A 24924-nucleotide genomic window follows, 5' to 3' on the forward strand; every position below is an offset into this window, starting at 1 on the left:
GGGAACCGGACGGGGGTGGCTCGGCAACAACGGGTGTTCCGACCCGAAGCCGAGAGGCCGTGTATGAGCACTGCGAGTGAAGAGGACGCCGATGACGCCTCCGTCATCAGGCGGTCCCGGCAGGAGCCCGAGGCGTTCGCCGAGGTGTTCCGCCGGTACGCCCCGGACATCAAGCGGTACGTGATCCGCCGGCTGGGCGCCGACGCCGCCGAGGACGTGGTGGCCGAGACGTTCCTGGCGGCGTTCCGGCAGCGCGACCGGTACGACCTGTCCCGTCCGAACGCGCGGCCCTGGCTGTACGGGATCGCCACCAATCTGATGGGCCGCCATGTGCGGGCGGAGGTGCGGCAGCTGCGCGTCCTGGAGCGGATGGGCACCGACCCCGTGATGGAGCCGTTCACCGAGCGCAGCGACGAGCGGCTCAGCGCGGGGGCGTCCGGCAGGGCGCTGGCGAGCGCGCTGGCCGCGCTGCCGAGGGGGCACCGCGACGCGCTGCTGCTGGTCGCCTGGGGTGATCTCAGCTACGCCGAGGCCGCGCAGGCCCTGGGCGTGCGCGTCGGGACGGTGCGGTCCCGCATCAACCGGGCCCGGCACAAGCTCCGCAGGCACCTCGGTGCGACCGAACCCGTGATCTACGTCAGTGAGGAGCCCGTCCATGAATGAGATGACCGAGCTTGAGCGGTTCCGCTCGGACGTTCCCGAGCTCGACCTGACCGACGTGCGGGCCGAGGAGCGCCGGCTGCTGAGCGTCATGCGGGACACGGCGCCGAACCCCGGGCGTTCCAGGCCCGTCCTCGGCCGGACCCGGCGAGGGTGGATCGGTCTGGCGGCGGGACTGGCCGCTGCCGCCGCCACGGCCGGGGTCATCGCGGTCGGCACGGGCGAGGAGCCGGGTACCCGGCCGGTCGTGCACACGATGCCGGTGGCGTCGGTGCAGCTGCTCGAGCAGGCCGCCGACCACGCGGCGAAGTCTCCGGAGCTGCACCCGCGTCCCGGCCAGTTCCTGGTCTTCGAGTCGCGGACCATGGACACCGTCGAGAGCAACTCCGGCGGGCGCCACGAACGCTACCTGGACCGGCAGGAACGGAAGATCTGGCTGCCCGTGGACGGCGACGCCACACGCGGAGTCCTGTGGGCCAGGACGCTGGAGCCGAAGCCGTATCCGGGATGGCCCGTCCCGGCCGTGGCCCGCCAGGGCGTGGGACGCAGCTCGATGTCCAAGGCCGCCGACTTCGACCGCCGCGCCGAGCACCTGCGCAGCGACTACGCCTACCTGAGCCGCCTGCCGGCCGATCCGGCCAAGATGTACCAGCACTTGTACATCGGCCTGGGCACCGGCCCCCAAGCCGACGCCACGGCGTGGCAGAACGTCGGCGGCATGCTCACCGAGGCCTACATGCCCCGCGCGCAGCGGGCCGCGCTGTTCCGGGCGGCGGCGGCCATCCACGGCGTCACCACCGTCGGCCGCGCGGTGGACGCGGCGGGCAGGACCGGCGTCGCCGTCACGCTGGACCCGCTCGACGGCGGTATCCGCGAGGAGTACATCTTCGACGACAAGACCTACGAGTTCCTCGGCCGGCGCAGCGTCGTCACCAAGGCCGAGAAGGCGGAAGCCCCGGTCGGGAGCGTCCTGACCACCTCGGCACAGCTGAAGGTCTCCATCGCGGACCGCCCCCCGGCGGTGACCTGAGCCCGCGGCGCAGGAGGGGCCGGTCATCCCGACCGGCCCCACCTCGCCTCGCGCTGGGCGGCAGGCTCCGGGCCGGTCAGGACGCCGTCGCGAGCGAAACGAACGCCACTGCCATGCCTGTGACGCACACGACCCCGGCGACCGCGAATGCGAGCCGGTAGGGATGCTGCTCGACCCACGACACAAGGCCCGGGTACGTCGCGGCGAACTCCTTGGCGCTCACGGGACGGCCGGGCCCGCTGCACGGCACGCCGAGCCCGTCCGCCAACCGGGTGAGGGCCTCGCGCGAGTAGAGGCTGCCCTGCACTCTGAAGAGCAGGGCGCGCTGCGCGTCGAGCACGAACAGGCTCTCACCGGCCCCTCCGCGGGGCGCGATGATGCTCGCGCGCACCACCTCCGCGACGCGCGAGCGTGGTTCACGTTTCCGGCCGAACAGCCCTTGGACGACGAGCTCGTGAGCCGTCAGGGTGATCCGGGCGCTGAGAAGGGCCCCGATCGCCAAAGGGATCAGTAGGGCGAACAGGCCGCCCACGATCAGGGCGAACACGGTCGGGGCGTCGCCGATCAGGATCGCGGCGACGATGCCCGCCCCGGCCACCGCCATGACGACCAGAACGACCAGACCTGTCCGGAAGTCCGGCCGAACCACGAGCTCATCCTGATCACTGCTCACACCGACATCAGCCCCTCCTCCGGCTGCTCAAGAGCCTGCCGCATCGTCGGCGATGCTCCGGCCGCCCAGAGTCGGGTTCATCTGGTCAGGGCGTCGACACGGTCTCTGACGTCGGCGTATTCGTTCTCCGCGTCCTCGACGATCGCTTTCGGGGTTCGGCCTTCGCGTCGTTGGAGGTGGATTTCGGCGATGCGGGCGAGCTCGGGCTGTGGGCCGGTGTCCTCGTCGATGTCCTCGTCGGCTGTGTACGCCATGGAGGCATCGAAGGGGGCGACGCCGGCGGCGAGCAGGTAGAGCAGGTCGCACAGATCCTTGGCGACCGGGCCGACGTGGCCTTCGCTCCCGAACAGCACGACGGGTTGCCGCTCGATCGGAAGTCCTTCGTGGACGAGCCAGAACGCGACCCGCCCGCCGCTGCCGTCCACCCCGAACACGCGGAACTCCCGGTCGGCGTCGTCATTGCCGGTCCAGGACGCGACCGCCTTCGGCTCGAAGCGGTCGAACGTCTCGAAGTCGAGCCCGTCGAGTCCGGAGGCGTCCTGGTTGGCCTTCAGCGCCCGCAGGGCGGCGGGGAGGAACTCGTGGGGGGGCGGGGGCCGGCCAGAGCGGGATCGCCCGGGCATTCGGTATCGCCGCCTCCAGCAGTTCCGGGTCGTTCTCGGCGCGTTCGTTGAGGGTCAGCAGGTACCAGATGAACCGGCCGTCCTCGTGGTAACGCACCTCGAACGTGCTCTCCTCGTCGCGGTGCAGTACGTGGACGACGTTCCCGTACTCCGCGACCATGCTGTCCAGCGCCCGTGCGCGGGCCTCCGGCTCGGGCAGCGCGACCGTGAGGCCGTCCCGCACCGGCGCGGGATAGGACTCGGTGAAGTAGACCTTGGTGACATAGCCGATCACCGGACCGCGGCCGCGCACCCGGGGTGAGGGGTAGCGGCCGGGGACCCTCACAGTGGCCCTGTAAGCCATCTCCCAGCCTTGCTCCGGGACGCCCATACCGTCCCAACCGTCCCTGGCGGGGAACATCGGCGGTGGACGCAGACCGTGGGCACGGTGCAACTCGGCCAGCCGAGGATCATCGGTGCGGCTCCCGAGCAGGCCTTCCAGCAAGGCGAAGGACGGCGAAATGATCACACCTGGACGGTAGTGCACGCGCGTCCACACGCAGGGCCCGGATCCACTCCGGGCCGTCTGATCCCGCCCATTTCGGCGGTGACCACGAGACCCCGTTCCGGGAATGGCCGGCGATCAGACTTCGTGCCGCCGATTCCCGTCGATGCGGTCGAGCTCTGTACGGTCTCTTCCGAGCCCGTGCGTGTAAGCGGGAAAAATCCAAAGCAGGAGAGAATCATGAAGGGTCTCACGAACCTTCTGACCATCCTCGTCGCAGCGCTCCTAGGCGGGTCCGTCGGCAGCGTGGTCTTCGTAGTCTCCATGGGCGACGTCATCAGCGGGGAGGACGTCGTAGGGGCCGTCATGCTGGGCGGTGCTGTCGGCACCATGTTCGCCGTCATCGCCAGCGCGGGCATCGTCCTTCTCGGCAAGGTCGCCTCGCACACCTTGCTGGGCTCCGGCCTCGCGACTCTTGGCCTGATCGTCTTCGGCGCCAAGGCGCCCCTCTTGTGCGTCATCGGCTTGGGCCTCCTCGCGGGCGTCCTCGCCAACTACATCGCCGGCCGCGCCGGTACCGTCAGCGCCGCTGGAACAGTGGCCCCGCAGGGGCAGCACCCCGAGTCCTCCGGTGACGCTTCGCAGAAGTAAGGCCGGAGAACCGACACCGACGGGCGGCCGGGACTCTGTTCCCGTCCGCCCGTCCGCCCGTCCGTTCGACGGCCACCTACCACCGCCGATTCGCCGAACGAGGTCGCGTCTCAGGCGACCTTGGTGATCTTGCATTCGATGCCCGAAGGGCCGATCGGCGCCTGCGCCGCGGTGGTCCCTTCGAAGGCGTTCGTGCCGCGGACCTCGAAGGTCTGGAGGCCGATCCGCTGGTGAGAGGCCGCGTCCAGAACCTCGACGGTGACCGAGTAGCGCGTCGCGTCGCCTGTGATCGTGCCGCTGACCGTCACCGTGCCCTGCGATCCGGCCGAGTTCACCTGGCATTCGACGTGGGCGCTGTAGTTCTTCGGGCCAAGGGACCGGGTGGTCCCGTCCAGCCCACCGACCAGGTACAGCACGACGAGTAGCCCCAAGAGCACTGGCAAAGCCACGGCGAGGACCATGAAGGTCTTCCGCCTCGGGCGCGAACGCGAGCCGTAATCATCACCGGCCATGGTCCACTCGTGAGTCGGCATCGCGGCACCGTCACCCCGATCGATCCTGATAGGCGAAGTTTGCGCAGGTCAGCTTATAGCCCAGTACCTGTGGCTTGATCGCGGGCGTCTGGTGGGGGACAGACCGGCACCGATTCCGCTGTCAGGTCAGCGCGGCAGAGAGTCCTGCTTGGCGCGGGCGAGGAGGTCGGCGAAGGCGCGGGGGGTGAGGGCGAGGTGCCCTGCGTCGGGAGCCTTGCTGTCGCGAACGGCGACCGCGTAGGGGAGCGCGGCCAGTTCGACGCAGTGGCCGCCGGTCTCGTCGCTGTGAGTGGACTTGCGCCATGGAAGACGGGCGACTTCCACGCACTGCTCGGAAGTTCCCTGGGTGCTTTGGCTGCTCTTGCGCCACACGGGGCGGTCTTCCGTCACCACGTCTCCTACCTCGTTCCGTGCCCGCAGGCGGCTGGGGGTCAGTGTGGAAGTCTGTCCAGTTTGGCGCGGGTGAGGAGGTCGGCGAAGGCGCGGCGGGTGAGGGTGAGGTGCCCTGCGTCGGGGGTTTTGCTGTCTCGGATGGCGATCGCGTGGGGAAGGGCGGCCAGCTCGACGCAGTTGCCGTAGTCGTCTGATCGAGTGGATTTGCGCCAATGAGTGTTCATGAGAGTGAGTCCAGTGTCTTGGCGATGAAGGCGCGGGATGCCTCGACGGACAGCGAGGACATGCCGATCTGGTCGTAGCGTAGCGCTTGCTCTTGGATATCCACCGGATCGAGGGATATGTGAGCCGTGGTCCCATAGTTGGCGAATCCAAGGTCGCCGGTAGGTGTCTGCATCACGCTGAACCCGCATCCGACACCGCCGTAGCCGATCAACTTGTCCGAGGTCACTCGCAGGTAGACGTTCGGCCACTCGGAGACTTCGAGAAGGTGGCCGAGTTGGTCTCGCATCGCGTCCACGTCTCCGAACACTCGCAGCACAGCGGCAGTGTCGAGGATGGCCATGAGTGTGCACGGATCTTGGCGAGTGAGGATTTCCTGACGGGCCAGGCGCTCTGCAACCGCCTCGTCGGCGTCCGTCCTGCGGCTCGACGTGAAGATGGCGCGGGCGTAGGCCTCGCGTTGGAGGAGCCCTGGGATCAGCGAGGGCTCGTAGGTCTTGATGAGGGTCGCGCGGCGTTCGTATTCCTTGAAAGTTTCCCACCAGTCCAGGTCTCGGGCGTTCTTGGCGTGTTTGACCAGGTTTTCGAAGAGGCTTTGAAGGCCCCATTCTTGATCTAAGACCCTGGCCCGTCCCGTGGGGAGCTGGACGTCCCCCGATTCATAGCGTGCGACAGTCGACCGATCGCAGTCGAGTATGACGGCCAGGGCGGCTCCGGAGATCCGTCGCATCTGGCGCTGTCTGCGCAGCTCAACGGCGATGAGATGCCAGAGCGAGAAGTCGGGGCGCAGGAAGTCGGCGCGGCTCATTCACTTTCCTCCGTCGTTGCATCTGCTGTACGAACCTTTCGAAATTAACTCGGTGCGGTCACGCTTGTCTCCGGAATGCCGAGAAAGGAGGGTGGTGGAAATGGCGGTAGAGGCCGTGGATGCGGGCGAGGTGGACATTTGTTGCCTTGCTGATCGGACCGTGCCGGGGATGGTGCGGACGGTGGTCGGGTTGCGGCTTTCGGAATGGGGGCTCGGGGTGGTGGCTGACAGCGTTCTCCTGATCGTGGCGGAGCTCGTCACCAATGCCGTGCGGGTCGCCGGGGAGCGGGAGATCCGGATCAGGTGCGTGCGGGAGGTGCGCGGCGTTTTGGTGGCTGTGTGGGATCCGTCTGAGGAGAGGCCCGTGACTCGGCCGGTGTTGGGGCCGGGGGATATGGGGCCGGACGCTCGGGCGCTGGATGACGGGTACGACGACGGGACCGGCGGGTGGGGGTTGCCGCTTGTGCAGGCGCTGGCATCCGCGTGCGGGGTGACCGGGGCCGCGCCCGGCAAGTGGGTGTGGGCGAGGGTCTCGTGCTGAGGCGGTGGCGGAGGCGGCAGAAAGCCGTCCGGTATCTGGATCTGTTGGCGCTCGCGGTCGGGGCGCTTGGGTGGCGGTGCGTGAAGCTGTACGGGCGCGAGTTCCCCACGCCGCTGCTCTGGGTGTACGCGAGCGGGGTCGCGGAAGACGTGGGCGTGGTCGTGAGGGCGCGGGCCGTTGGCGGTGCGTGGGTCTACCAGGACGTCCAGCGAGGCCGGGTCCTCTTCCCGTGCGGGGACGCCAAGGCTGCCGGGGAGCGGGTCGATTCCGTGCTGAAGGGGCGGTTGTTTCCGGCTACGTGGTGAGGCGGTGGCGCAGGCGGCGGATGTTCCGTTGGATCAGGGTTTCCTGGAGAGCCACCGTTGCCAGGGCCATGGCTGCTTCGGCGCCGGCTTGGGCTATTTCCTCTGGGGTCGGTGGGGTCGTTGTCTCCGCGGACGGGTCGTAGCGCAGGTCTTCAAGGTCGCCGACTATGTGCGCGGGTGTGTCCTGGAGGGCGGCCAGATCCTCCTCGCTCCACTCCGTCAGGCGTTCCCGCCATTCGGGTGGGGTGGCGACCTTGCCGCCTCGTCGGGGGCGGGCCTGGAAGCGGGCCGTGACGGCCTGGCGGATCCAGTCGGCGTGCTGGCCGCTCCAGGACGCCTGGCGGATGGCCGCGTTCATGGACGACAGGACCAGCGTCTCCGGGGCCGTCAGGCCGGTGTGGGCGCGTTCGGTGGGCATGGTGGGCGGTTCGGCGAGGGCGAGAAGGCCGATCGCCTCGGCGAAGCGTTGCCACAGGAGGCGCGGCGGCCTGCCCGGAGTGGTGACGATGCTGACGCGGGTGGCTCCCGCGTCCGACCAGCGTCGGGCCAGGCGGCCCAGGTCGAACGCCCGCCACAGGTGGGCCGACCGGTCCGTCTCGATGTGGTCCCGGCCCTTCTCGCGCTCGTTGGCGAGACCGGTCAGGTAGGTCCCGAAGCTCACCGAGCGGCCGTTGCGGATGTGCTGCTGCCAGAGGGAGGGCAGGGCCCAGCCGAGGCTGCGGGCCGTGACCACGACCTCGATGTCGTCGGCGCCCAGCGCGTCGAAGAAGCGGTGGATCGCGGGTGTTCGGATGACCGAAAGGGCCTCGGCCGAGAGGAGGACGGTGCCGGGCCTCGACTTCACGTCGTCCAGCAGCGTCCGCCAAGAGGTCGCTTCCTCGGAGGCGCGGTCGTGCGACACCCAGGGGAACTCCGCACCCAGCAGGCCGTAGGTCGCCCACTCGTGGTTGGCGACCGTCCGCTTCCCCCGGGCCCAGTCGGGGCTGACGGGGTAGCGGACGCCCGCCTTGGCGAGGGCGTCGGCGTTCGCCTGGAGCACCTGCTGCAGGAACGTCGTGCCCGACTTCTGCACGCCGATGTGAAGGATGATTCTCGCTGCCACCCGGGCCACTCCCCCCGCGACCTGTCGGTCACGAAGGGTAGTGGCCCGGACGGGTCAGGCGTGGGACGTGGTGATGGACTTGCCGAGGGCGCTGCCGCTGGTCCACTTGGAGAAGGGGAGCTGCCAGTAGCCCCAGCCGTTCGTCCACTGGAGGCTGCGCTTGGTGCCGGTGATGTTGACGATGTCGCCCCGGTAGGACCAGTGGAAGAACCACTGGGCGTCGCTGGAGGGCGAGCGGACGCAGCCGTGGCTGCAGTTGCGCCGGCCGAGGCAGGTCGGGTCGTCCATGTTCTGGTGGATGTACTCGCCGCTGTTGGAGATGCGGGTCGCCCACGGGACCTTCTCGTCGTACCAGCCCGGGTCGCCCTTCTTCTTGCCGGGCGGGCGCATGCGCTCCAGGCGGACGTGGTCCATGGTGAGGTGGACGCCGCTGGTGGTGAGCAGGTGGTCGACGCCGTCGCCCTGGACGTCGCCGCCGCTGCCGAGGCTCACGCCCCAGGTGCGGACGGTGCGGCCGTTCTTCTTCACGACGGCGCGGTGCGTCGTGGCGCTGATGTTGACGACGTGGGAGTCGCCGATCTTGAAGGTGCGGACCGTGTCGCGGTCGCCGAAGACGTTGTCGCCGATCTTCAGGCCCGCGAAGTGGACCTTGACGGTGACGGTCTGGTTCGCCTTCCACGGGTGCTTCGGGCGGAAGACGACCGAGGGCAGCCCGTTGAAGGACTCGCCCGCGCTCAGCCAGCGCCAGGCGCCCTCGGTGGGCGTCGTCGATGAGATCTCGATGGCGCGCTCGATGGCGGGCTTGGCCTTCTCCGGGACGGCCTTGTTGAACTGGACGAACACCGGCATGCCGGTGCCGACCGTCTCGTTCTGGCTGGGCACGACGTTGTTGACGCGGGTCGCCGCGGTCGAGCGGATCGTGCGGAACGCGCTCGTCGCGGTGGTGGACTTGCCCTTGTCGGACGTCGCCGTGGCCGACACCTGGTAGCTGCCGCCGGGCTGGAGCGTCCACGTCGAGCGCCACTTGGTCTTGTCGGCGGACAGGGCGCCGGGAACGTCGACGCCCTTCAACTTCACCTTGACGTCGCCGAGCTTGCCACCCGCGGCGGTCACGGTGACGCCCTGGTCGGGACGCGCCTTGCCGCTGCCGTCCGCCGGAGTGATCGTCAACTGGGGGGCGCCGTCGTCGCCCTTCGTGGTCGTCCCGCCGCCGCCGTCGCCGCCGCTGCTTCCACCGCACGCGGTCGCCAGGCCCAGGACGAGCGCCATCACCAACGCCTTACCTCGCACCGTTCTCCCTCAACAGCCCGCCGGTTCCCGCGCGATGCGGGGCCGGCAACAAGATCGGTTGCGGAACGGCCTTTATTCCGGCCCGCCCGGAGGCGGGACGGCCGGGTTCGGCGTCCGACTCACCTATAGACGTCCATGGTCTCGCAGAGGTTCGCATGCGGTGGCCACTTCGCATGATCTTTCTGGGGCCACGGCCCGGCGCGCGGCCGCGGAGACCGTCCCGTCGATCTTCTCTTCAAGACTGCGGCGGCCCCGGTTAAAAGCGGCGATTTGTGCTCTGACCAGGTGCGATGCTGATCACCGGCCGCCAGCGACGGCCCCCGCAAGGTGCTTGTCTGTGAAGGGGACGCGCGATGAGAGCCCAGGGGCTGAGTTTCTCCGTCGACTCCGGCTCGGCCCCTCCGGAACTGCTTTCGGCGGGCGGCCGGCCGGTCACCCCGCGAAGGACGCGGATGCTCGCCGGGCTGTTCCCGGTGAGCCTCGCCGTCCTGGACGGCTGCGCGACGGCGGTCGCCGTGTCCCTCACCGGGGGCGGCGACCTGCCGGGCCTCGCCGCGTTAACGGTCGTCGCGCTCAACGGCGCGGGCGGGCTGTACCGGGCGCGCCGCGCGCCGGCCCTGCTCTCCGACGCGCCGCCGCTCGTCCTCCGCACGCTGCTCGTCTGCGGGATCGCGGCGCTGCTGCGGGCGGACGCCTCGGCCTGGCTGTGGACGGCGGCCCTCTGCGGGACGGTCCAGCTCAGCGGGCGCGCGTGCGCGAACGCGATGGTCCGCACGTACCGGACCCGGCGCTCCCGGGCCCGGTCCGCGCTGGTCGTCGGGACGGGCGGGGCCTCCGCCCACGTGCTCGACGTCCTGCGCGAGCGCGCCGACCTCGGGCTCGCGGTGGCGGGGCAGGTGTCCGCGGGGGACCCGGAGGGGCCCCCGGGCGCGGCGCCCGTCCTCGGGGAGACCTCCGACCTGCCCGCGCTCGTCGAGGCGCACGGGATCGAGACGCTGGTCGTCGTGGCCGAGGACGTGCGGCCCGACCGGCTGGACGCGGTGCTGCGGACGTCGTTCGCGCTGCCCTGCGAGACGCTGCTCGTCCAGCCGCCCTCGGACGTCGTCCCGGTGGCGCCGGGGCGGCGCGAGTACCTCGCGGGGCTGCCGTGCGCGCGGATCGAGTGGGGGCTGCGCGCCCCGGCGGCCCGCCGCGCCAAGCGGGTCCTCGACGTCGTCGTGGCGGTCCTGGTCCTCCTGCTCGCGCTGCCGGTGCTCGCGGCGTGCGCGGTCGCCGTCCGGTCCGAGGGCGGTCCCGGCGTGCTGTTCCGGCAGCGGCGGATCGGGCTCGGCGGCGAGGAGTTCGTCCTGCTGAAGTTCCGGACGCTGAAGCCCGCGGACGAGCGGGAGGCCGACACCCGCTGGACGGTCAAGGACGACGAGCGGATGGGGCGGGTCGGCCGGTTCCTGCGCGCCACGTCCCTGGACGAGCTCCCGCAGCTGTGGAACGTCATCCGCGGCGACATGAGCCTCGTCGGCCCGCGCCCGGAGCGGCCGCACTTCGTGGAGCAGTTCTCCCGGACCTGCCCCGGCTACGCGGCGCGGCACCGCGTCCCGGCCGGGATGACGGGCTGGGCGCAGATCCACGGGTTCCGGGGCGACACGTCCATCGAGCTGCGGGCGAGGCTCGACAACCACTACATCGACCACTGGTCGTTCACCGGCGACCTGAGGATCCTGCTGCTGACGGCGCGGGCGATGCTCTTCCGGGACCCCGCATGACGACCTACGCCGCCGCTCCGCTCCTCGCGAGGCCGCTGCCGAGGCGCCCGAGCCTGCTCGTCGCGGCGACCGTGGCGTGCGCCGGGATCCCGCCCGGCGCGCAGGCGCCCGGGGCCGGCACGCAGGTCACGGCCGGGGACGTCGCCAGCGCCGTGCTCGTGCTGGTCGCGGCCGGGATGCTCGCCACGGGCCGGGCGCGGCTGCCGCGCCGGGCGCTGCCGGCGTTCGGGCCGCTGGTCGCGGCGCTCGGGATCAGCACCGTGCACTCGGCCGACATCGGGACCAGCCTCGCCGGGTTCGTCCGCGACCTTCAGGTCTTCGTGCTGGTGCCGCTCGCCGTGGTCGTGCTCGTCCGGGACCGGCGCGACCTCGCCACCGTCTGCTGGGCGGTGCTCGGGCTCGGCCTCGCGGAGGCGGTGTACGGGATCTGGCAGGCGGTCACCGGGAACGGCGCGTCGATGGGCGGCCAGAACATCCGCGCGGTCGGGACGTTCGGCGCGCTCGACGTGATGGCCATGTCGGTCGTCGTCGGGTTCGCGTTCCTCGTGCTGACCGCGTTCGCGCTGACGGCGCCCCGGCACGGCGCCGCCGCCGTCCCGTCCGCGCTCGCCGGGATCGCCGTCATGGGCGCGGCGCTGGCGCTCGCGCTCAGCCGCGGGACGTGGATCGCGCTCGGCGCCGCCGCTCTGCTGACCCTGGTGCTGTTCGACCGGTGGACGGCCGTCAAGGTGCTGACCTGCTGCGGCGCGCTGATGCTCGTCCTGCTCGGCGCCGTGGGCGGCGGGTCCCAGGCCGTCGTGGAGCGCGCGAAGTCGACGGTGGGCTCGGTCAGCGACCCGGACCAGTCCGTGGACGACCGCTACAACCTGTGGGCGGCGGCCGTCCGGATCTGGGAGGACCACCCGGTCACCGGCGTCGGGGTGAAGAACTTCCCGGCCTACCGCGACACCTACGCGACGATCGAGCTGTCGTCCGGCAGCGAGACCGCCGACCCCGTCAACGGCTACGTGCGGCAGCCGCTGCTGTCGCCGCACAACGAGTACCTGCTGTTCCTGTCCGAGCAGGGGGCGGTGGGCCTCGCGGGGTTCGCCGCGCTGCTCGCCGCGATCGCCGCCGGGCTGTGGAGGCGCCGCGACGCCCGCGACCCGTTCTGGCTGGCGAGCGTCGCGCTCCTGGCCTTCCTGCTGATCAACTTCCTGTACGCGGATCTGGGCGGGCCCACGTGCGCGCTCGTCGGCGTCGTCCTCGGCCTCACGGCGGCCCGCGCGTTCGGGGCGGCCGGCGCCTCCCCGGTCATGACGTCCCCTTCCGGGAGGGCGCCGTGACCGGGCGCGGCGGGCGGCCTCCCGGCGGTTCCGTGGGACGGGCCGCGATGGTGTCGGGAGTGCTCATCGCGGCGGGCACCGGGCTGGGGTTCCTGCGCGACCTCGTCATGGCGGACCTGTTCGGCGCCAGCGGCAGCACGGACGCGTTCCTCGTGGCCTGGACGATCCCCGAGACCGTCTCGCCGCTGCTGATCGAGGACGCCATGGCGCTGCTCATGGTCCCCGTCGTCACGCGGCTCCTCGCGCGCGGGGACGGCCTGCGCCCCCTCGTCGGCACGGCCCTGCCGCGCATGGTGCTCGGCCTGTCGGTCATCACCGGTGCGCTCGCCGTCGCGGCGCCCACCGTGGTGGACGTCCTCGCGCCCGGCCTCTCCGAGCAGGGCCCGGCCGTCCAGTGCGTCCGGCTGACCGCGGTCACCGTCGTCACGTTCGGCGTCGCGGGCTTCATGAGCGCGACGCTGCGCGCCCACCACCGGTTCGGGCCGCCGGCCGCCATCTACCTCGCCTACAACGTCGGCATCCTCGCGCTGATCGCGGGCCTGTCCGGCGCCGTCGGCGTCACCAGCGCGGCGGTCGGGGTCGCCTGCGGCAGCTTCCTGATGGTCGCGGTGCAGCTCCCGGCGTTCCTGCGCTGCCTGCGGGACGCGCCCGCGGAACCGGACGCGGCGCCGTCCGGGAGCGTGGACGTGCGGCTCGGCCTGGCGGCCATCGCCCCCATCGTCGTCTACACGGTCACGCGGCAGTCGCAGGTGTTCGTGGAGCGGTTCATCGGGGCCGGGCTGGCCGCCGGGTCGATCTCGCACCTGAACTACGCGCAGAAGGTCGCGCAGGTGCCGATGGTGCTGTCGCTGCTGATCGTGACGGTGACGTTCCCGAGGCTCGCCCGCGCGTCGGCGGACGGCGACACCGCGCAGGTCGCCCGCCGCATCCGGCAGGACCTCGCCGTCGCGAGCGCGACGGTGCTGGCCGCGACCGCGTTCCTGGTCGCGTTCGCCCCGGTCGTCATCGGGGTCCTGTTCGAGCACGGCGAGTTCACGTCCGCCGACACCGCGAGCACCGCGGCAATCCTGCGCGTGTACGCGCTCGGCCTGTGGGGGCAGATGGCCGTCGGCCTCGCCGCCCGCGCGTTCTTCGCGCAGAAGAAGCCGACCTGGCGCCCGGCGGCCGTGCTCGCCGCGGGGCTGGCCGTCACGGCGGCGATCGGCGGCGCGTTCGCCGCGTCCGCCGGGACGCTCGCGCTGGCCGCCGCGAACGCCGCCGGCTTCACCCTCGCCGCCGTCCTGATGCTCGCCCGGCTGCGCCGCGGCGTCGCGCTCGTCCCGCTGCGCCGGATCGCCGCGGACGTGGCGCGGCTCGTGCTCGCCGCCGCGGGGGCCTGCGCGGCGGGGACGCTCGCCGCCGGGGCCCTGGACGCGCCGCCGGTCGTCCGCCTGGCGGCCGGCGGGCTCGCGGTCGCCGCCGTCTTCGCCGTCCTCGCCGTCCTGGCGGGGCCCGGCCTCGTCGCTCCATGGATCGCTTCACGGCCGCTCGGTGGGCGCCACCGGCGCGGCCGCACCGAATCGGGGGACACCAGTGAGCAAGCCGACAGAACCGAGTCACCTGACCGAACCGGCCCAGCTCCCGGCACGGACGGCCGAGGGCGTCCGGCACGCGCCGCCGGTGCTGATGTACCACTCGGTCGACCACTTCGATGAGGACCCGCACCTGGTGACGGTGTCGCCGGCGCGGTTCGGGCGGCAGATGGCCTGGATGCGGGCGCGCGGCCTGCGCGGCGTCGGCATGCGCGAGCTGCTGGACGCGCACGCCGCCGGACGGGCCCGCGGCCTGGTCGGGCTCACCTTCGACGACGGGTACGCCGACTTCGCGACCCGGGCCGTCCCGGCGCTGGTGCGGTACGGGTTCGGCGCGACGGTGTTCGTCGTGTCCGGGCGCATCGGCACCTACAACGCGTGGGACGACGGTCCGCGCAAACCGCTCATGACGGCCGAGCAGATCCGCGCCGTGGCCGACGTCGGGATGGAGGTCGCCTCGCACGGCCGCCACCACGTCTCGCTCCCCGAGACGGACGACACCGAGCTCCGCGAAGAACTGGAGGAGAGCCGCGCCGTCCTGGAGGACCTCGTCGAGGCACCGGTCACCGGCTTCGCCTACCCGTACGGGCACGCCACCGCCCGCGAGGTCGAGGCCGTGCGCGCCGCCGGCTACGACTACGCGTGCGACATCCGGCCCGAGGAGCCGGGACGGCACGCGCTGCCCCGCACCTACGTCGGCGACCGGGACGGCCCGCTGCGGCTGCGCGTCAAGCTCGTCCGCCACGAGCTGCGCCGGAGGAGCCGCGTGTGACCCGGGTCCTGCACGTCATCACCGGCCTCGACCACGGCGGCGCCGAACGCCAGCTCGCGCTGCTGCTGCGCCACCTGCCGGTGTCCTGCGAGGTCGCGACCCTCACCCGGGCCGGAGCCCTCGGCGCGGAGATCCGCCGCTCGGGCGTGCCCGTCCACGAGATCGGGATGCGCGGCAACCGGGACCTCGGGGCGCTGCCCCGGCTGGCCCGGCTGATCCGCCGCGGGCGGTACGACGTCGTCCACACCCATCTCTACCGGGCGTGCGTGTACGGCCGGATCGCCGCGCGCATGGCCGGGGCGCCCCGCGTCATCGCCACCGAGCACTCGCTCGGCGAAGGCCACATCGAGGGGCGGGCCACGACGCGCGGCGTCCGGGCCCTGTACCGGGCGACCGAGCGGCTCGGGTCCGCCACCGTCGCGGTGTCGCCCGCCGTCGCCGACCGGCTCCGCGCCTGGGGCGTGCGCCCCGGCCGGATCGTCGTGATCCCGAACGGCGTCGACGCCGCCGCGTTCGCGTTCGACCCGGCCCGCCGGGCCGCGACGCGCCGCCGCCTCGGGATCGGCCCGGACGAGCCCGTCGTCGGCGGCGTCGGGCGGCTCGTCCCGACCAAGCGGTTCGACCTGCTGGTCGAGGCGGTCGCGCGGCTGGACGGCGTCCGGCTGCTGCTCGTCGGCGCGGGCCCGGCGCGGGAGGCGCTCGCCCGGCTCGCGCGCGAGCGCGGCGCCGCCGGCCGCGTGGTCTTCGCCGGGGCCACCTCCGACGTCGCGGGCGCCCTCGCCGCCATGGACGTGCTCGCCGCGCCGTCCGTCCAGGAGACGTTCGGGCTCGGCGTCCTGGAGGGGCTGGCCGCCGGGCTGCCCGTCCGCTACACCGCCTGCCCCGCCCTCGACCACCTCCCGCCCGGCGACGCCCCGGACGCCCGCCGCCTGCCCTCCGACGCCGGGGTCTGGAGCGCCGAACTCGGGCGCGTCCTGCGCGAACCCCGCGACCGGACGCGGGTGGCGCCGGCCGTCGCCCGCTACGCCGTCGCCGAGCGGGCCGCCGAGCTCGCCCGGCTCTACCGCCCCGACCCGTTCGCCGGCGGGGCCGAACCGATACGAGAAAGGGCTCATGATGCAGCGACGTGACGCCAGGAGGAGGCCGCCGAGACCGCCGAGGACGGTGCGCCGGGCCGGCCGGTTCGGCCCGGCCGCCCGGCGCCTGCGCGGGCTGGTCACCGCGACGGCGCGGCGCTTCGGCCTGCCCATCGCGTTCGTGCTCGCCGGGTTCCTCGGCGGGCTCGGCTACGCCGTGTTCGCGCCCACCACCTACACCGCGACGGCGTACGTCCTGGTCGTGGACGCCGGGAAGGGCCAGTCCGGCCCGGCGGCGGTCAGCTTCGCGCAGGCGTTCGGGCGGCTCGCGCCGCTCCCGGAGACCCTCGCCTACTCCTCGCTCCCGCTGCCGGACGGGGAGAGCGGCTCCACCCGCGAGCACATCCAGGCGTCCACCTCGCCGGACACGCCCCTGATCAAGCTCGCGGGCAGCGGCCGGACGGCCCGCGACGCCGCCGCGTACGCCAACGCCGCCGCGGACGCGCTCGTCCGGTACGGGACGTCCCACCGCTCCGACACCGGCGTCCGCGTCGCGCTGATGACGCTCGCCGAACCGCCCGCCGAGCCGTCGTCGCCCAACCTGCCGCTCGGCCTCGCCGTCGGCACCGCGTCGGGGATCCTGCTCGCCGGGCTCGCGGCCGCCGTCATGAGCGGCCGGCGCGGGCGGGCCGGGCGCCGGGAGCGGGGCCACGTCCCGTCGGCGGCGGGAGCGGGCGCCCTCGAAGAGAAGATCGCCGGTCCCGTCCCCACCGGACGGGTGGAGGTGGGCTCGTGACCGTGACCGCGCCCTCCCTGCTGACCGCGCCGCCCGGCGCCTCCACCGAGTGGTCGGCCGAGGTGCACCGGGACGAGCAGGCCCTCATCGCCCTGGCCGACGACCTGCGCGACCTCTACGAGCGCAGCCCGGCCGCGACGCCCTTCCAGTCCTACGAGTGGATCAAGTCGTGGTGGGGCTGGTACGGGACGCGCGGGCGGCTCCGCCTCGCCACCGTCCGGCGCCGCGGCAGGCTCGTCGCGGCGGCGCCGCTGGCGTCGGGCGTGCGGCACGGATTCCCGGTGCTCGTCCCGATCGCCGCAGACCAGAGCGACTTCACCGACGTCCTGCTCGACCCGGTCCACGCCGACGGCGCCGTCCGGCACCTCGCCCGGGCCCTGCTGGACGAGCGCGGATGGTGCGCGCTCGACCTGCGCGAGGTGCGTCCCGGCTCGGCGGCGCACCTGGTGGCGGCGCAGTGGCCGCGCGGGACGTGGCGGACGCCGTCCTCGGTGTGCCTCGAACTGCCCGCCGGCGGCGGAGACCCCGGGACCGGCGCCGGGATCGACGCCGTCCTGGACCGGCTCCCGCGCCGCACCGCCGGGAAGATGCGCGCCAAGCTCCGCAAGATCGACGTGCGCGGCATCACGGCCGAGAGCGTCCCGGCGGACCAGGTCCCCGACGCCGTGCACGCGCTGCTCGACCTGCACGCCCGGCAGTGGCGCGGCCGACCGATCAACCCCGAGCACACCCGCGGGCGGTTCCGCCGCCACCTCGCCGAGGCGGCCGCCGGGATGGTCCGCGACGGGCGCGCCGCCGTCCTGCAGTACCGGTGGGACGGCCGGCTGGTCGCCAGCGACCTCGTCCTGATCGGGCACCGCCACGTCGGCGCCTACCTCTACGGGGCGCTGCCGGACCTGCGGTCCCGCGTGGACGTCTCGCTGATGATGCTGCGCGAGGACCTCGCCCTCGCCCGGGACCGGCGCCGCCAGGGCGTCAGCCTGCTGCGCGGGGACGAGCCGTACAAGCTGAAGTGGCGGCCGGCGGCCGTCCGGAACGAGCGGATCATCCTCGGGCGGACCGCGCCGGCCGCCGCCTACGCCGGCCTCGCCCGGACCCGCGCGTACCTGGCGGAGCGGCGGCGCGGGGGGCCGGGAGCGCACGCCGGCCCGTCCGGGAGCGCGTCCCCGCTGCTCCATGACTGACCCGCGGGGCGGCACCCCGCTGCGGATCCTGCACGTCAGCCAGCCGAACGCGGGCGGGGTCGCCGTCTACGTCGGGCAGGCGGCGGGCGACCAGCGGCGGCGCGGCTGGGAGGTGGCGGTCGCCTGCCCGCCGGGCGGCGACCTGCCCGAGCGGTGCATGGCGGCGGGCGTGCCCTGGCTCAGGTGGGACGCCGGGCGCGCCCCCGGCCCCCGCACCCCGCTGGAGGCGCTCGGCCTCCGCCGCCTGGTGAAGGGCTTCGCCCCGGACGTCGTCCACCTGCACTCCTCGAAGGCGGGCCTGGCCGGGCGGCTGCTGGGCCGCCCGGCCGGCACGCCCACGATCTTCCAGCCGCACGGCTGGTCGTGGCTCGCCGCCACCGGGCGGACCGACACCCTCAGCCGCCTGTGGGAACGCGCCGGCGCCCGGTGGAGCGACGCCCTGGTCTGCGTCGGGATCGGCGAGCTGCGCGAGGGCGAGCGCGCGGGCGTGCGCGGGCCGTACCGGCTCGTCCGCAACGGCGTCGACCGGCGCCGGTTCGCGCCCGCCGACGCCGCCGCGCGCCTCGCCGCCCGCACCCGTCTCGGCCTGGAGGCCGCCGTGCCGCTCGCGGTGTGCATCGGGCGGCTGACCCGGCAGAAGGGGCAGGACGTCCTGGTCGCGGCCTGGCCGGGCGTCACCGCGCGCTGCCCGTCCGCCCAGCTCGCCATCGTCGGGGACGGCGAGGACCTGGACCGGCTGCGCCGCGAGCGCGTGGCCGGGGTCCGGTTCGTCCCGGCCGTGGAGGACCCGCGCGACTGGCTCTCGGCGTCCAACCTCATCGTGCTGCCGTCCCGGTGGGAGGGGCTGCCGCTGACCGCGCTGGAGGCCCTCGCCACCGGGCGCCCCCTCGTGGGGACGGACATCCCGGGCATCACCGAGGTCGTCCGCCCGGGGCTGGGCGCGCTGGTGCCCGTCGAGGACCCCGCCGCGCTCGCCGAGGAGATGGCCGGGCGGCTGCTGTTCCCCGGGATCGCCGAGCGGGAGGGGCGCGCGGCGGTCGCCGCGTCCGCCGCCTACGACATCGGCCGGACGGCGGCGCTCCTCGCGGCCGTCACCCGCGACGTCGCCGGGCTCGGGGAGACCCCCGCGGAGGCCCTGGCGGACGCGCGGGCGGTGGCGGGCGGCCCCGACCACGGCGGCCTCGGCGTCACCGGTTTCGGCGGCCTGGGCGGCTTCGAGGGCGCCTTGACCGACGGCTTGGCGGAGGGCGGCGCGGGCGGGGCCGGCGCGGAGGGCGCCGGAACGGCCGATGCCGGGGCGGCCGGTGCGGATGTGGCCGGTGCGGATGTGGCCGGTGCGGACGCGGCAGGCGGAGAGGCGGCCGGTGCGGGGGCGGCGGGCGTCGGGGTGAACGGGCCCTTGCCCGGGGGCGGCGGGGCGGTCACGCCGCCGAACAGCTCCCGGTAGGCGGCGGAGGAGCGGGGGTTCCCGCCGCCGCACGACCAGACCCCGTGCGGGCAGTAGTCCGTGATCGACTGGTAGACGACGTCGTGCGACATGATCCAGTCGTGCATTCCCCGTACATACGCGGGATTGTCGGAATTGCGAAACAGGCCCCACTCGGGAAACGAGAGGGGCTTGCCGTGCGCGGTCGCGAACTCCGCCTGCTCGCGCAACCCGTAGGGCTCGTCGACGAAATCCTGGAATGACTTTCCCTCGGGTTGGTCATAACTGTCGGAACCGATGATGTCGACGACGTCGTCACCCGGATAGCAGTCCGTCCACGGGATCGCGTCCGGGCCCCGCGTCGGCGCGAAATCGAAACGGAAGTGCGCGCCCCGCACCGCGCGCATGGTGCCGACGATCCTGCGCCAATAGGCCTTCCACGCGGTCGGATCCGGGGCGCACCGTCCGGCGTAGACCTCGCCGTTCATCTCCCAGCCGAGGACGATGACCGCGTCGCCGACGCCCAGGGAGACGAGCCGTTCGGCGAGCGTCCGGTAGTGGTCGTCGAACGTGCCGCGCATGCCGCCGCGCAGCAGCGAGGCCAGCACCGGAACCGGGATCCCCGCCTCGTTCGGCGCCATCATCGGGACGTTGAGCACGAGCATGCGCCGCTGGTCGGCGGCCTTCCAGTGCGCCCAGGCGGCCAGCATCGCCCGCGGCCCCTCGATCGCCTCCCAGTCGTCGCCCGGCAGGTAGGTGCGCCCGACCGTCACGGTCGAGCCGAGCCAGCGCTCGAAGCGGGCCACCCGGGCCACGCCCTCCGGGCCCGAACCCAGAAACGCCCCCAATGGCACGTGTGCCGCCCATCGGTGAATCGCCCGCGGCTGCTGCCACGTCACCAGTGCCGACGCCATGAGGGCGAACAACACCACGGATGCGGCCAGAATAGGAGGGAGCGGACACCAGAACGGCGACCTTTTTCGCCGGGGTTCGAACGGCCGTCCCGTCGAATGGATATCCGCAGCTCGCATGCGTATCGTATGCCCAAGGGAGCCCGTCGCGAAAAAGTCGGCGGGGTGGAAAATGTGAAAATTTACCGTGGGGAAGGGATGCCGGTGCGCCGCGATACGAGGGAATGGGCCTGAGGGGATGTTCTTCGACAGCCGGCCGCGGGCCGTCCAGCCCCGCAACGCGCGCCTCGACCCGGGCCTTCCCGTCCTGCTGCTGCGCACCGACCGCAACCTGTTCCACCACGGCACGCTGGCGGTGATCCGCAGCCTCGGCCGCGCCGGGGTCCCCGTGCACGCCCTCCTCGAAGGGCGCGGCAACCCCGCGTCCCGCTCCCGCTACCTGTTCCGCGGGCACCCCTGGGGGCCGCCCGCCGAACGCCCGGACGAACTGCTGGCCCACCTGCGGACCGTCGCCGAGCGGATCGGCCGCCCCGCCCTGCTCGTCCCGATGGACGACGCGGGAGCGATCTTCGTCGCCGAGCACGCGGACGGCCTGAGGCCCCACTTCGTCTTCCCCCGCCAGGACCCCGGCGTCCCGCGCGGCGTCGCCGACAAGGCCCGGCTGCTGGAGGCGTGCCACCGGCACGGCGTCCCCTGCCCGCCGAGCCTCACGCCCGAGTCGGCCGCCGACGTCGACGAGGCCGCCGCCGCGCTCGGCCTGCCGCTGATCGCCAAGTGGGCGCGGCCGTGGCGGATGCGCCCCGGGATGCGCAGCACCACGCTGGTGCCCACGCTCGGCGAGCTGCACCGGCTGTTCGCCGCCACCCGCGAGCGCGACCCGCACGGCGGCGCGGGCCCGCTCATCCTGCAGCGGCGCATCCCGCCCGCGGGCGGCGACTGGTTCTTCCAGGGCTACTTCGACGACGACGGCGACTGCCTGTTCGGCGGGACCGGCCGCAAGCACCTCGCGCACCCGCCGCAGGCCGGGCACACGGTCGCGGGGGAGTGGGTCGCCAGCCCCGAGCTCGAACGCCACGCGGTCCGGATCGTCCGGCTGCTCGGCTGCCGCGGCCTCGTCGACCTCGACTTCCGGTTCGACGCGGGCGCCGGCGTCCACCACCTGCTGGACTTCAACCCCCGCATCGGGGCGCAGTTCCGGCTGTTCACCGACCGCGACGGCCTCGACCTCGCGCGGGTCCTGCACCTGCACCAGTCGGGTCGGCCCGTCCCCGCCGCGCGGCCGGCGCCCGGCCGCCACCTGCTCGTGGAGAACCACTACCTCGCGCGGTCGGCCCGGCGTCCGCGCCACGGAACGCCCCCGGGTCCCGGAACACCGCGGCTTCCGCGGCTGCGCCCGCTGCGGGAGACCCTCCGCCCGCTGCGGGAGGCCGACGAGTTCGCCTGGTACGCGGGCGACGACCTGCCGCCCTTCCTCGCCATGGGGCGGCGCAGCGCGCTCCGCGCGGTCGAACGGCTCCGCACCAGGTAACACCACGCACACACGGGGGGAATCGAACATGAGCGACTCGGCCAGCGACGTCGTCATCGCCGGCGCCGGGCCCTACGGCCTGTCGACCGCGGCCTACCTGCAGAACCTCGGGCTGGACGTCCGGGTCATCGGCGAGCCGATGCGGTTCTGGGACGCGAACATGCCGCTCGGCATGTACCTCAAGTCCGAGCCGTTCGCCTCCAACCTCGGGGCGCCGCAGGCGGGCCTGCGGTTCACCGACCGCCATCCGGGCTGGCGGATCGGGCAGCCGATCCCGCTGGAGACGTTCGTCGAGTACGGGCGCTGGTTCGCCGCCGAAGCCGTCCCGGGCACCGAGGACGCGCAGGTCGTGAAGATCGAGCAGGGCGTCGCGGGCGGCTACCTCGTCACGCTGTCGTCGGGCGAGGCGATCGCGGCGCGCGCGGTCGTCGTCGCGGTCGGCGTCGGGCCGTTCGCGCACATCCCGGAGCAGCTGACGGGCATGCCGTCCTGGCTCGTCTCGCACAGCAGCGCCCACAGCGACCTCGGCCTGTTCGCGGGCAAGGAGGTCGCGGTCGTCGGCGCCGGGCAGTCCGCGCTGGAGACGGCGGTGCTGCTGGCCGACGCGGGGGCGCGGCCGCACCTGATCGCCCGGCGGCGCGTCCTCGACTGGAACACCGTCCCGGAGGAGCGCCGGTCGCCGCGCACCCTCCTGCGGGAGGGCCCGAGATCCGGGCTCGGCACCGGCTACCGGACGTGGCTGTGGGCGGAGCGGCCCGGGCTCGTCCGGTACCTGCCGGAGCGGACCCGGCGGCGGATCGTCCGCGAGACGCTCCCGCCGGCGGGCTCCTGGTGGCTGCGCGACCGGCTGGACGAGCGGATCCGCGTCTCGACGGGGCGCCTGCTCGCCAAGGCCGTCGAGCAGGACGACGGCGTCGCCCTCACCACCACCGACCACGAGGGGCGCCGCCTCGTCACGGAGGTCGAGCACGTCATCGCCGCGACCGGGTTCGTCCCCGACGTCGAGCGGCTCACCCTGCTCGCGCCCGAGCTGCGCGACCGGATCACGACCCGGCTCGGGGCGCCGGTGCTCAGCCGCGACTTCGAGGCGTCCACGTCCGGCCTCTACTTCGCCGGGCTCGCCGCCGCCCCCACCTTCGGGCCGGTCATGCGGTTCGTGCACGGCGCCGACTTCGCCGCCCGGCGGATCGCGCGCCACATCGTCCGGCGGACGCCGCGCGTGCGGGTGCCGGCGAGCCGACCGTCGGCCTTCCTGGAGCCGGGAACCTCCTCCCAGAGGTGAAGAATCCTCCTCCGAGCCGGCGGTGCGCCCCAGGGCGCCCGCCGGCTCCCGGCTCTCCGGGACCGGCCGGCCGTCACCCCCAGGGCGGCCGGGCCCGGCGGCGCGCGCGCTCGGCCCTGGCGACGGCCACGGACCACTGCAGGCGCGAGTAGAGCGTCCACGCGCCGCACCGGCCGCGCGCGGGCGCCGGGTCATGAGCGGTGGAAACGGCGGAGAGCATGATCAGGTCGGCGTCGGCGCGGGTGACGAACCGGCGGGTCTCGCGCCGGGGGCGCTGGGAGCGCGCGGGCAGCAGGCGCGCCATCGCGGACGAGGGATCGATCATCGCAGGCTCCTCGCTGGACGGCCGGTTGTGACCGCCCGCTCACTGAATGTAGCGCACCGATACCGTCCACCATGCTTCTCCCGGACGCCAGGCATGGGGGCGGCGCCTGACGGTCCCGCAAGGGCACCGAGGCTCCGGAGAAAGCCATGCGTCTCGACAAAAAGAAAGAGCCTGGCAAAAAGGGCGACAGGTACCGGGAAACCGGCCGAGATAAAAGCCAGATTAATGCCACGGTAAATGATGGGGAGACACGGCGGGAGACCGGCCAATGGCTCCTTGATCGGTGTTGCGGCGGTGCTACGTTCATGCCGTCCGGAACGACCGGGACCCGAAAACGACCTGGCCACGGCCATGGCGACGAGAGGAAGCGGCTGTGCACACCGAACCGATCCAGCGCGGGGCGAAGCGCCCGCAGGGTCGGCCGCGGCACGCCCTCCTCTCCGTTCTGGTCCGCCTGGTCGCCGTCGCGGGCTTCGCGTTCGCGGGATGGCTCACGCTCTCCGCGCTGACCCACTCCGCCTTCGCCGCCGAGCGGGCCGCACGCCCCGCCGCCGCCCCGGACGACCACGGTCTCCTCGACCAGACCCCGCGCGTCGCCAACCTGGACGGCGCGGCCGCCATCCGCCACCTCACCGCCGACCACGACCCCCAGGCCCGCAAGGGCCAGGCCGGTCAGGCCCGGCACGAGGGTCAGGCCCGCCACAACGGCGGCCACGCCGCCCACGGCGGCCAGGCCCGTCAAGGCGGGCTGGTCCGCGGCGGCGGGCAGGGGGCATCTCTCTCCGAGGCCGTTTCGGACTCCGCTCCCGGCGTTGGCCGTGGCTCTGGCCTCGGCTCTGTTTCCGGGGCCGTCCCGGGTGGTGTGCGGGAGATCGGAGAGCACCCCGTCCGGTACCTGCGGGCACGGCAGCAGGATGTGCTCGACGGCAAGGACCGGGCCGTCAGCCAGGTGCGTGACGTGGCCGGCGAGGCCGGGGTGCCGGGCGTGCGCGTGTCCGACCTCCTTCAGGAGCGTCCTGTCATCGGGGGGCTCGTCCACCGGGTGACGGACCAGCAGCCGCTGCTGGAGGACGGCGCACCGGCCGGCGCCCAGCAGGGGCCGAAGGCGCAGCGCGGCGTCGACCGGGCCCGGGACGAGGCGGCGCCCGCCGCCGCGTCGCACGCCAGGCCCGCGGCCGTCCCGGTCGCGGCGAGCGCGGGCGAGCCGGCGCACGAGAGCGCCGAGCCCTGCAGGGGCTGCCGCGGCGACCACCGCACTCCCTCGCCCGGTCCCGCGCTGCCGTCCGGCCAGGACGCCCCGCGCGGCGGCGGCTCGGCGGGCGGGCACCCGTTCGCCCCGTTCGCCGACCTGCTGAACCGGCAGTACCCGGCGGCGCCGTCCGCCGCCGACCCGGGCACCTTCCGCCGCACGGCGCTGCGCGACGTCGCCGCGCCCGGCGGCCCCTCCGTCGTCCCCGACTAGGAACCCCCGTCCGGCCGCGAACGGCCGGCTCACGGCGGCCGCGTGCGACGCACGCCGCGCGCCCTCACCTCGATCTTTACCGGAAACGCAACGGCCGCGCCTGGCCGCTGCCAGTCCTGCGCCCACCCGGATGGTGCCGCGCAGCGATCACCACCGATCACCACCGATTCGCAAAGAACCGACAGGAGCAA

26 protein-coding genes and 1 pseudogene are annotated in these 24924 nt (G+C 73.5%); 16 read left to right on the forward strand and 11 right to left on the reverse strand.

All coding sequences use genetic code 11. The features are described from left to right. The first annotated feature begins 63 nt into the window (after nucleotides 1–63). Both ABD944_RS18130 and ABD944_RS18135 read left to right on the forward strand, forming a co-directional pair. Nucleotides 64–663 carry an RNA polymerase sigma factor gene (locus ABD944_RS18130; protein WP_345177946.1) on the forward strand — a complete coding sequence of 200 codons (600 nt, stop codon included), beginning with the start codon at nucleotides 64–66 and terminating at the stop codon, nucleotides 661–663. After that, nucleotides 656–1690 carry a CU044_5270 family protein gene (locus tag ABD944_RS18135; protein ID WP_345177948.1) on the forward strand — a complete coding sequence of 345 codons (1035 nt, stop codon included), beginning with the start codon at nucleotides 656–658 and terminating at the stop codon, nucleotides 1688–1690. Before ABD944_RS18130 ends, ABD944_RS18135 begins: the two co-directional genes overlap by 8 nt. Nucleotides 1691–1766: 76 nt before the next feature. On the opposite strand, the gene ABD944_RS18140 is transcribed toward ABD944_RS18135, so the two are convergent. From ABD944_RS18140 to ABD944_RS18150, 3 genes are all read right to left on the reverse strand, one after another. After that, nucleotides 1767–2363 (reverse strand): hypothetical protein, encoded by a 597-nt coding sequence (locus ABD944_RS18140; RefSeq protein ID WP_345177950.1) that lies wholly within the window; start codon nucleotides 2361–2363, stop codon nucleotides 1767–1769. Between the two features lie 77 nt (nucleotides 2364–2440). Then, nucleotides 2441–2797, reverse strand: a complete 357-nt coding sequence (locus ABD944_RS18145; RefSeq protein ID WP_345177953.1) for a hypothetical protein — start codon at nucleotides 2795–2797, stop codon at nucleotides 2441–2443. A gap of 22 nt (nucleotides 2798–2819) precedes the next feature. Continuing rightward, nucleotides 2820–3311 (reverse strand): hypothetical protein, encoded by a 492-nt coding sequence (locus ABD944_RS18150; RefSeq protein ID WP_345177955.1) that lies wholly within the window; start codon nucleotides 3309–3311, stop codon nucleotides 2820–2822. A 399-nt stretch (nucleotides 3312–3710) separates the two neighbouring features. Between ABD944_RS18150 and ABD944_RS18155 the strand changes: the two genes are divergently transcribed. Further along, nucleotides 3711–4121 (forward strand): hypothetical protein, encoded by a 411-nt coding sequence (locus ABD944_RS18155; RefSeq protein ID WP_345177957.1) that lies wholly within the window; start codon nucleotides 3711–3713, stop codon nucleotides 4119–4121. 110 nt (nucleotides 4122–4231) lie between these two features. Here the strand turns inward: ABD944_RS18155 and ABD944_RS18160 are convergent, their stop codons facing one another. From ABD944_RS18160 to ABD944_RS18175, 4 genes are all read right to left on the reverse strand, one after another. After that, nucleotides 4232–4654 carry a hypothetical protein gene (locus ABD944_RS18160; protein WP_345177958.1) on the reverse strand — a complete coding sequence of 141 codons (423 nt, stop codon included), beginning with the start codon at nucleotides 4652–4654 and terminating at the stop codon, nucleotides 4232–4234. A gap of 126 nt (nucleotides 4655–4780) precedes the next feature. Further along, a complete protein-coding gene (locus ABD944_RS18165) occupies nucleotides 4781–5047 on the reverse strand; it encodes a DUF397 domain-containing protein (protein WP_345177960.1) in 267 nt (88 codons plus the stop codon). 38 nt (nucleotides 5048–5085) lie between these two features. Next, entirely contained in the window at nucleotides 5086–5271 is a 186-nt protein-coding gene (locus ABD944_RS18170; RefSeq protein ID WP_345177962.1) for a DUF397 domain-containing protein, read from the reverse strand. Continuing rightward, nucleotides 5268–6077: a helix-turn-helix domain-containing protein gene (locus ABD944_RS18175; protein ID WP_345177965.1), complete on the reverse strand. Its 810-nt coding sequence runs from the start codon at nucleotides 6075–6077 to the stop codon at nucleotides 5268–5270. Before ABD944_RS18175 ends, ABD944_RS18170 begins: the two co-directional genes overlap by 4 nt. Nucleotides 6078–6177: 100 nt before the next feature. Here ABD944_RS18175 and ABD944_RS18180 point away from each other — a divergent pair, with 100 nt between their 5' ends. Then, nucleotides 6178–6618: an ATP-binding protein gene (locus ABD944_RS18180; protein WP_345177966.1), complete on the forward strand. Its 441-nt coding sequence runs from the start codon at nucleotides 6178–6180 to the stop codon at nucleotides 6616–6618. A 294-nt stretch (nucleotides 6619–6912) separates the two neighbouring features. Here the strand turns inward: ABD944_RS18180 and ABD944_RS18185 are convergent, their stop codons facing one another. Beyond that, complete coding sequence (locus tag ABD944_RS18185) at nucleotides 6913–8025, reverse strand: hypothetical protein (RefSeq protein ID WP_345177967.1); 1113 nt, start codon at nucleotides 8023–8025, stop codon at nucleotides 6913–6915. A 54-nt stretch (nucleotides 8026–8079) separates the two neighbouring features. Then, on the reverse strand, nucleotides 8080–9294 hold the full coding sequence (locus tag ABD944_RS18190; protein ID WP_345177970.1) for a L,D-transpeptidase: 1215 nt from the start codon (nucleotides 9292–9294) through the stop codon (nucleotides 8080–8082). Nucleotides 9295–9668: 374 nt separating this feature from the next. On the opposite strand from ABD944_RS18190, the gene ABD944_RS18195 reads away from it, so the two are divergent. The 8 genes from ABD944_RS18195 to ABD944_RS18230 are packed head-to-tail and all read left to right on the forward strand — an operon-like array spanning nucleotide 9669 to nucleotide 19246. Then, entirely contained in the window at nucleotides 9669–11075 is a 1407-nt protein-coding gene (locus tag ABD944_RS18195; protein ID WP_345177971.1) for an exopolysaccharide biosynthesis polyprenyl glycosylphosphotransferase, read from the forward strand. Continuing rightward, nucleotides 11072–12400, forward strand: coding sequence for an O-antigen ligase family protein (locus ABD944_RS18200; protein WP_345177974.1), 1329 nt, complete (start codon nucleotides 11072–11074; stop codon nucleotides 12398–12400). Before ABD944_RS18195 ends, ABD944_RS18200 begins: the two co-directional genes overlap by 4 nt. After that, the gene (locus ABD944_RS18205) at nucleotides 12397–14094 is read left to right on the forward strand and encodes a lipid II flippase MurJ (RefSeq protein ID WP_345177975.1); all 1698 of its coding nucleotides are present in this window, start codon (nucleotides 12397–12399) and stop codon (nucleotides 14092–14094) included. The genes ABD944_RS18200 and ABD944_RS18205 overlap by 4 nt, the downstream gene beginning before the upstream one ends. Then, nucleotides 14066–14743 (forward strand): polysaccharide deacetylase family protein, encoded by a 678-nt coding sequence (locus ABD944_RS18210; protein WP_345178176.1) that lies wholly within the window; start codon nucleotides 14066–14068, stop codon nucleotides 14741–14743. Before ABD944_RS18205 ends, ABD944_RS18210 begins: the two co-directional genes overlap by 29 nt. Further along, nucleotides 14740–15873: a glycosyltransferase gene (locus ABD944_RS18215; protein ID WP_345177978.1), complete on the forward strand. Its 1134-nt coding sequence runs from the start codon at nucleotides 14740–14742 to the stop codon at nucleotides 15871–15873. The genes ABD944_RS18210 and ABD944_RS18215 overlap by 4 nt, the downstream gene beginning before the upstream one ends. Continuing rightward, nucleotides 15857–16615, forward strand: a complete 759-nt coding sequence (locus tag ABD944_RS18220) for a Wzz/FepE/Etk N-terminal domain-containing protein (protein ID WP_345177981.1) — start codon at nucleotides 15857–15859, stop codon at nucleotides 16613–16615. The genes ABD944_RS18215 and ABD944_RS18220 overlap by 17 nt, the downstream gene beginning before the upstream one ends. Beyond that, nucleotides 16612–17799, forward strand: a complete 1188-nt coding sequence (locus tag ABD944_RS18225; protein ID WP_345177982.1) for a GNAT family N-acetyltransferase — start codon at nucleotides 16612–16614, stop codon at nucleotides 17797–17799. Before ABD944_RS18220 ends, ABD944_RS18225 begins: the two co-directional genes overlap by 4 nt. Next, complete coding sequence (locus tag ABD944_RS18230) at nucleotides 17792–19246, forward strand: glycosyltransferase (RefSeq protein ID WP_345177984.1); 1455 nt, start codon at nucleotides 17792–17794, stop codon at nucleotides 19244–19246. Before ABD944_RS18225 ends, ABD944_RS18230 begins: the two co-directional genes overlap by 8 nt. A gap of 287 nt (nucleotides 19247–19533) precedes the next feature. On the opposite strand, the pseudogene ABD944_RS42435 reads toward ABD944_RS18230, so the two are convergent. Next, nucleotides 19534–19890 (reverse strand): annotated as a pseudogene (locus ABD944_RS42435) (glycosyl hydrolase family 26); the annotation flags it as partial. Here ABD944_RS42435 and ABD944_RS18235 point away from each other — a divergent pair. From ABD944_RS18235 to ABD944_RS18245, 3 genes are all read left to right on the forward strand, one after another. Then, entirely contained in the window at nucleotides 19805–19981 is a 177-nt protein-coding gene (locus ABD944_RS18235; protein ID WP_345177985.1) for a hypothetical protein, read from the forward strand. The pseudogene ABD944_RS42435 and the gene ABD944_RS18235 overlap by 86 nt on opposite strands. 393 nt (nucleotides 19982–20374) lie before the next feature. Beyond that, nucleotides 20375–21664 (forward strand): carboxylate--amine ligase, encoded by a 1290-nt coding sequence (locus ABD944_RS18240; protein WP_345177987.1) that lies wholly within the window; start codon nucleotides 20375–20377, stop codon nucleotides 21662–21664. Nucleotides 21665–21692: 28 nt separating this feature from the next. Continuing rightward, nucleotides 21693–22946 carry an NAD(P)-binding domain-containing protein gene (locus tag ABD944_RS18245; RefSeq protein ID WP_345177989.1) on the forward strand — a complete coding sequence of 418 codons (1254 nt, stop codon included), beginning with the start codon at nucleotides 21693–21695 and terminating at the stop codon, nucleotides 22944–22946. Between the two features lie 73 nt (nucleotides 22947–23019). Here ABD944_RS18245 and ABD944_RS18250 read toward each other — a convergent pair whose 3' ends face one another. Then, nucleotides 23020–23271 (reverse strand): hypothetical protein, encoded by a 252-nt coding sequence (locus ABD944_RS18250; RefSeq protein ID WP_345177991.1) that lies wholly within the window; start codon nucleotides 23269–23271, stop codon nucleotides 23020–23022. Between the two features lie 373 nt (nucleotides 23272–23644). On the opposite strand from ABD944_RS18250, the gene ABD944_RS18255 reads away from it, so the two are divergent. After that, nucleotides 23645–24733: a hypothetical protein gene (locus ABD944_RS18255; RefSeq protein ID WP_345177992.1), complete on the forward strand. Its 1089-nt coding sequence runs from the start codon at nucleotides 23645–23647 to the stop codon at nucleotides 24731–24733. Nucleotides 24734–24924: the final 191 nt, after the last annotated feature.

Origin of the sequence: Actinomadura verrucosospora, from assembly GCF_039540335.1 — a bacterium.
GTDB lineage: Bacteria > Actinomycetota > Actinomycetes > Streptosporangiales > Streptosporangiaceae > Spirillospora > Spirillospora verrucosospora.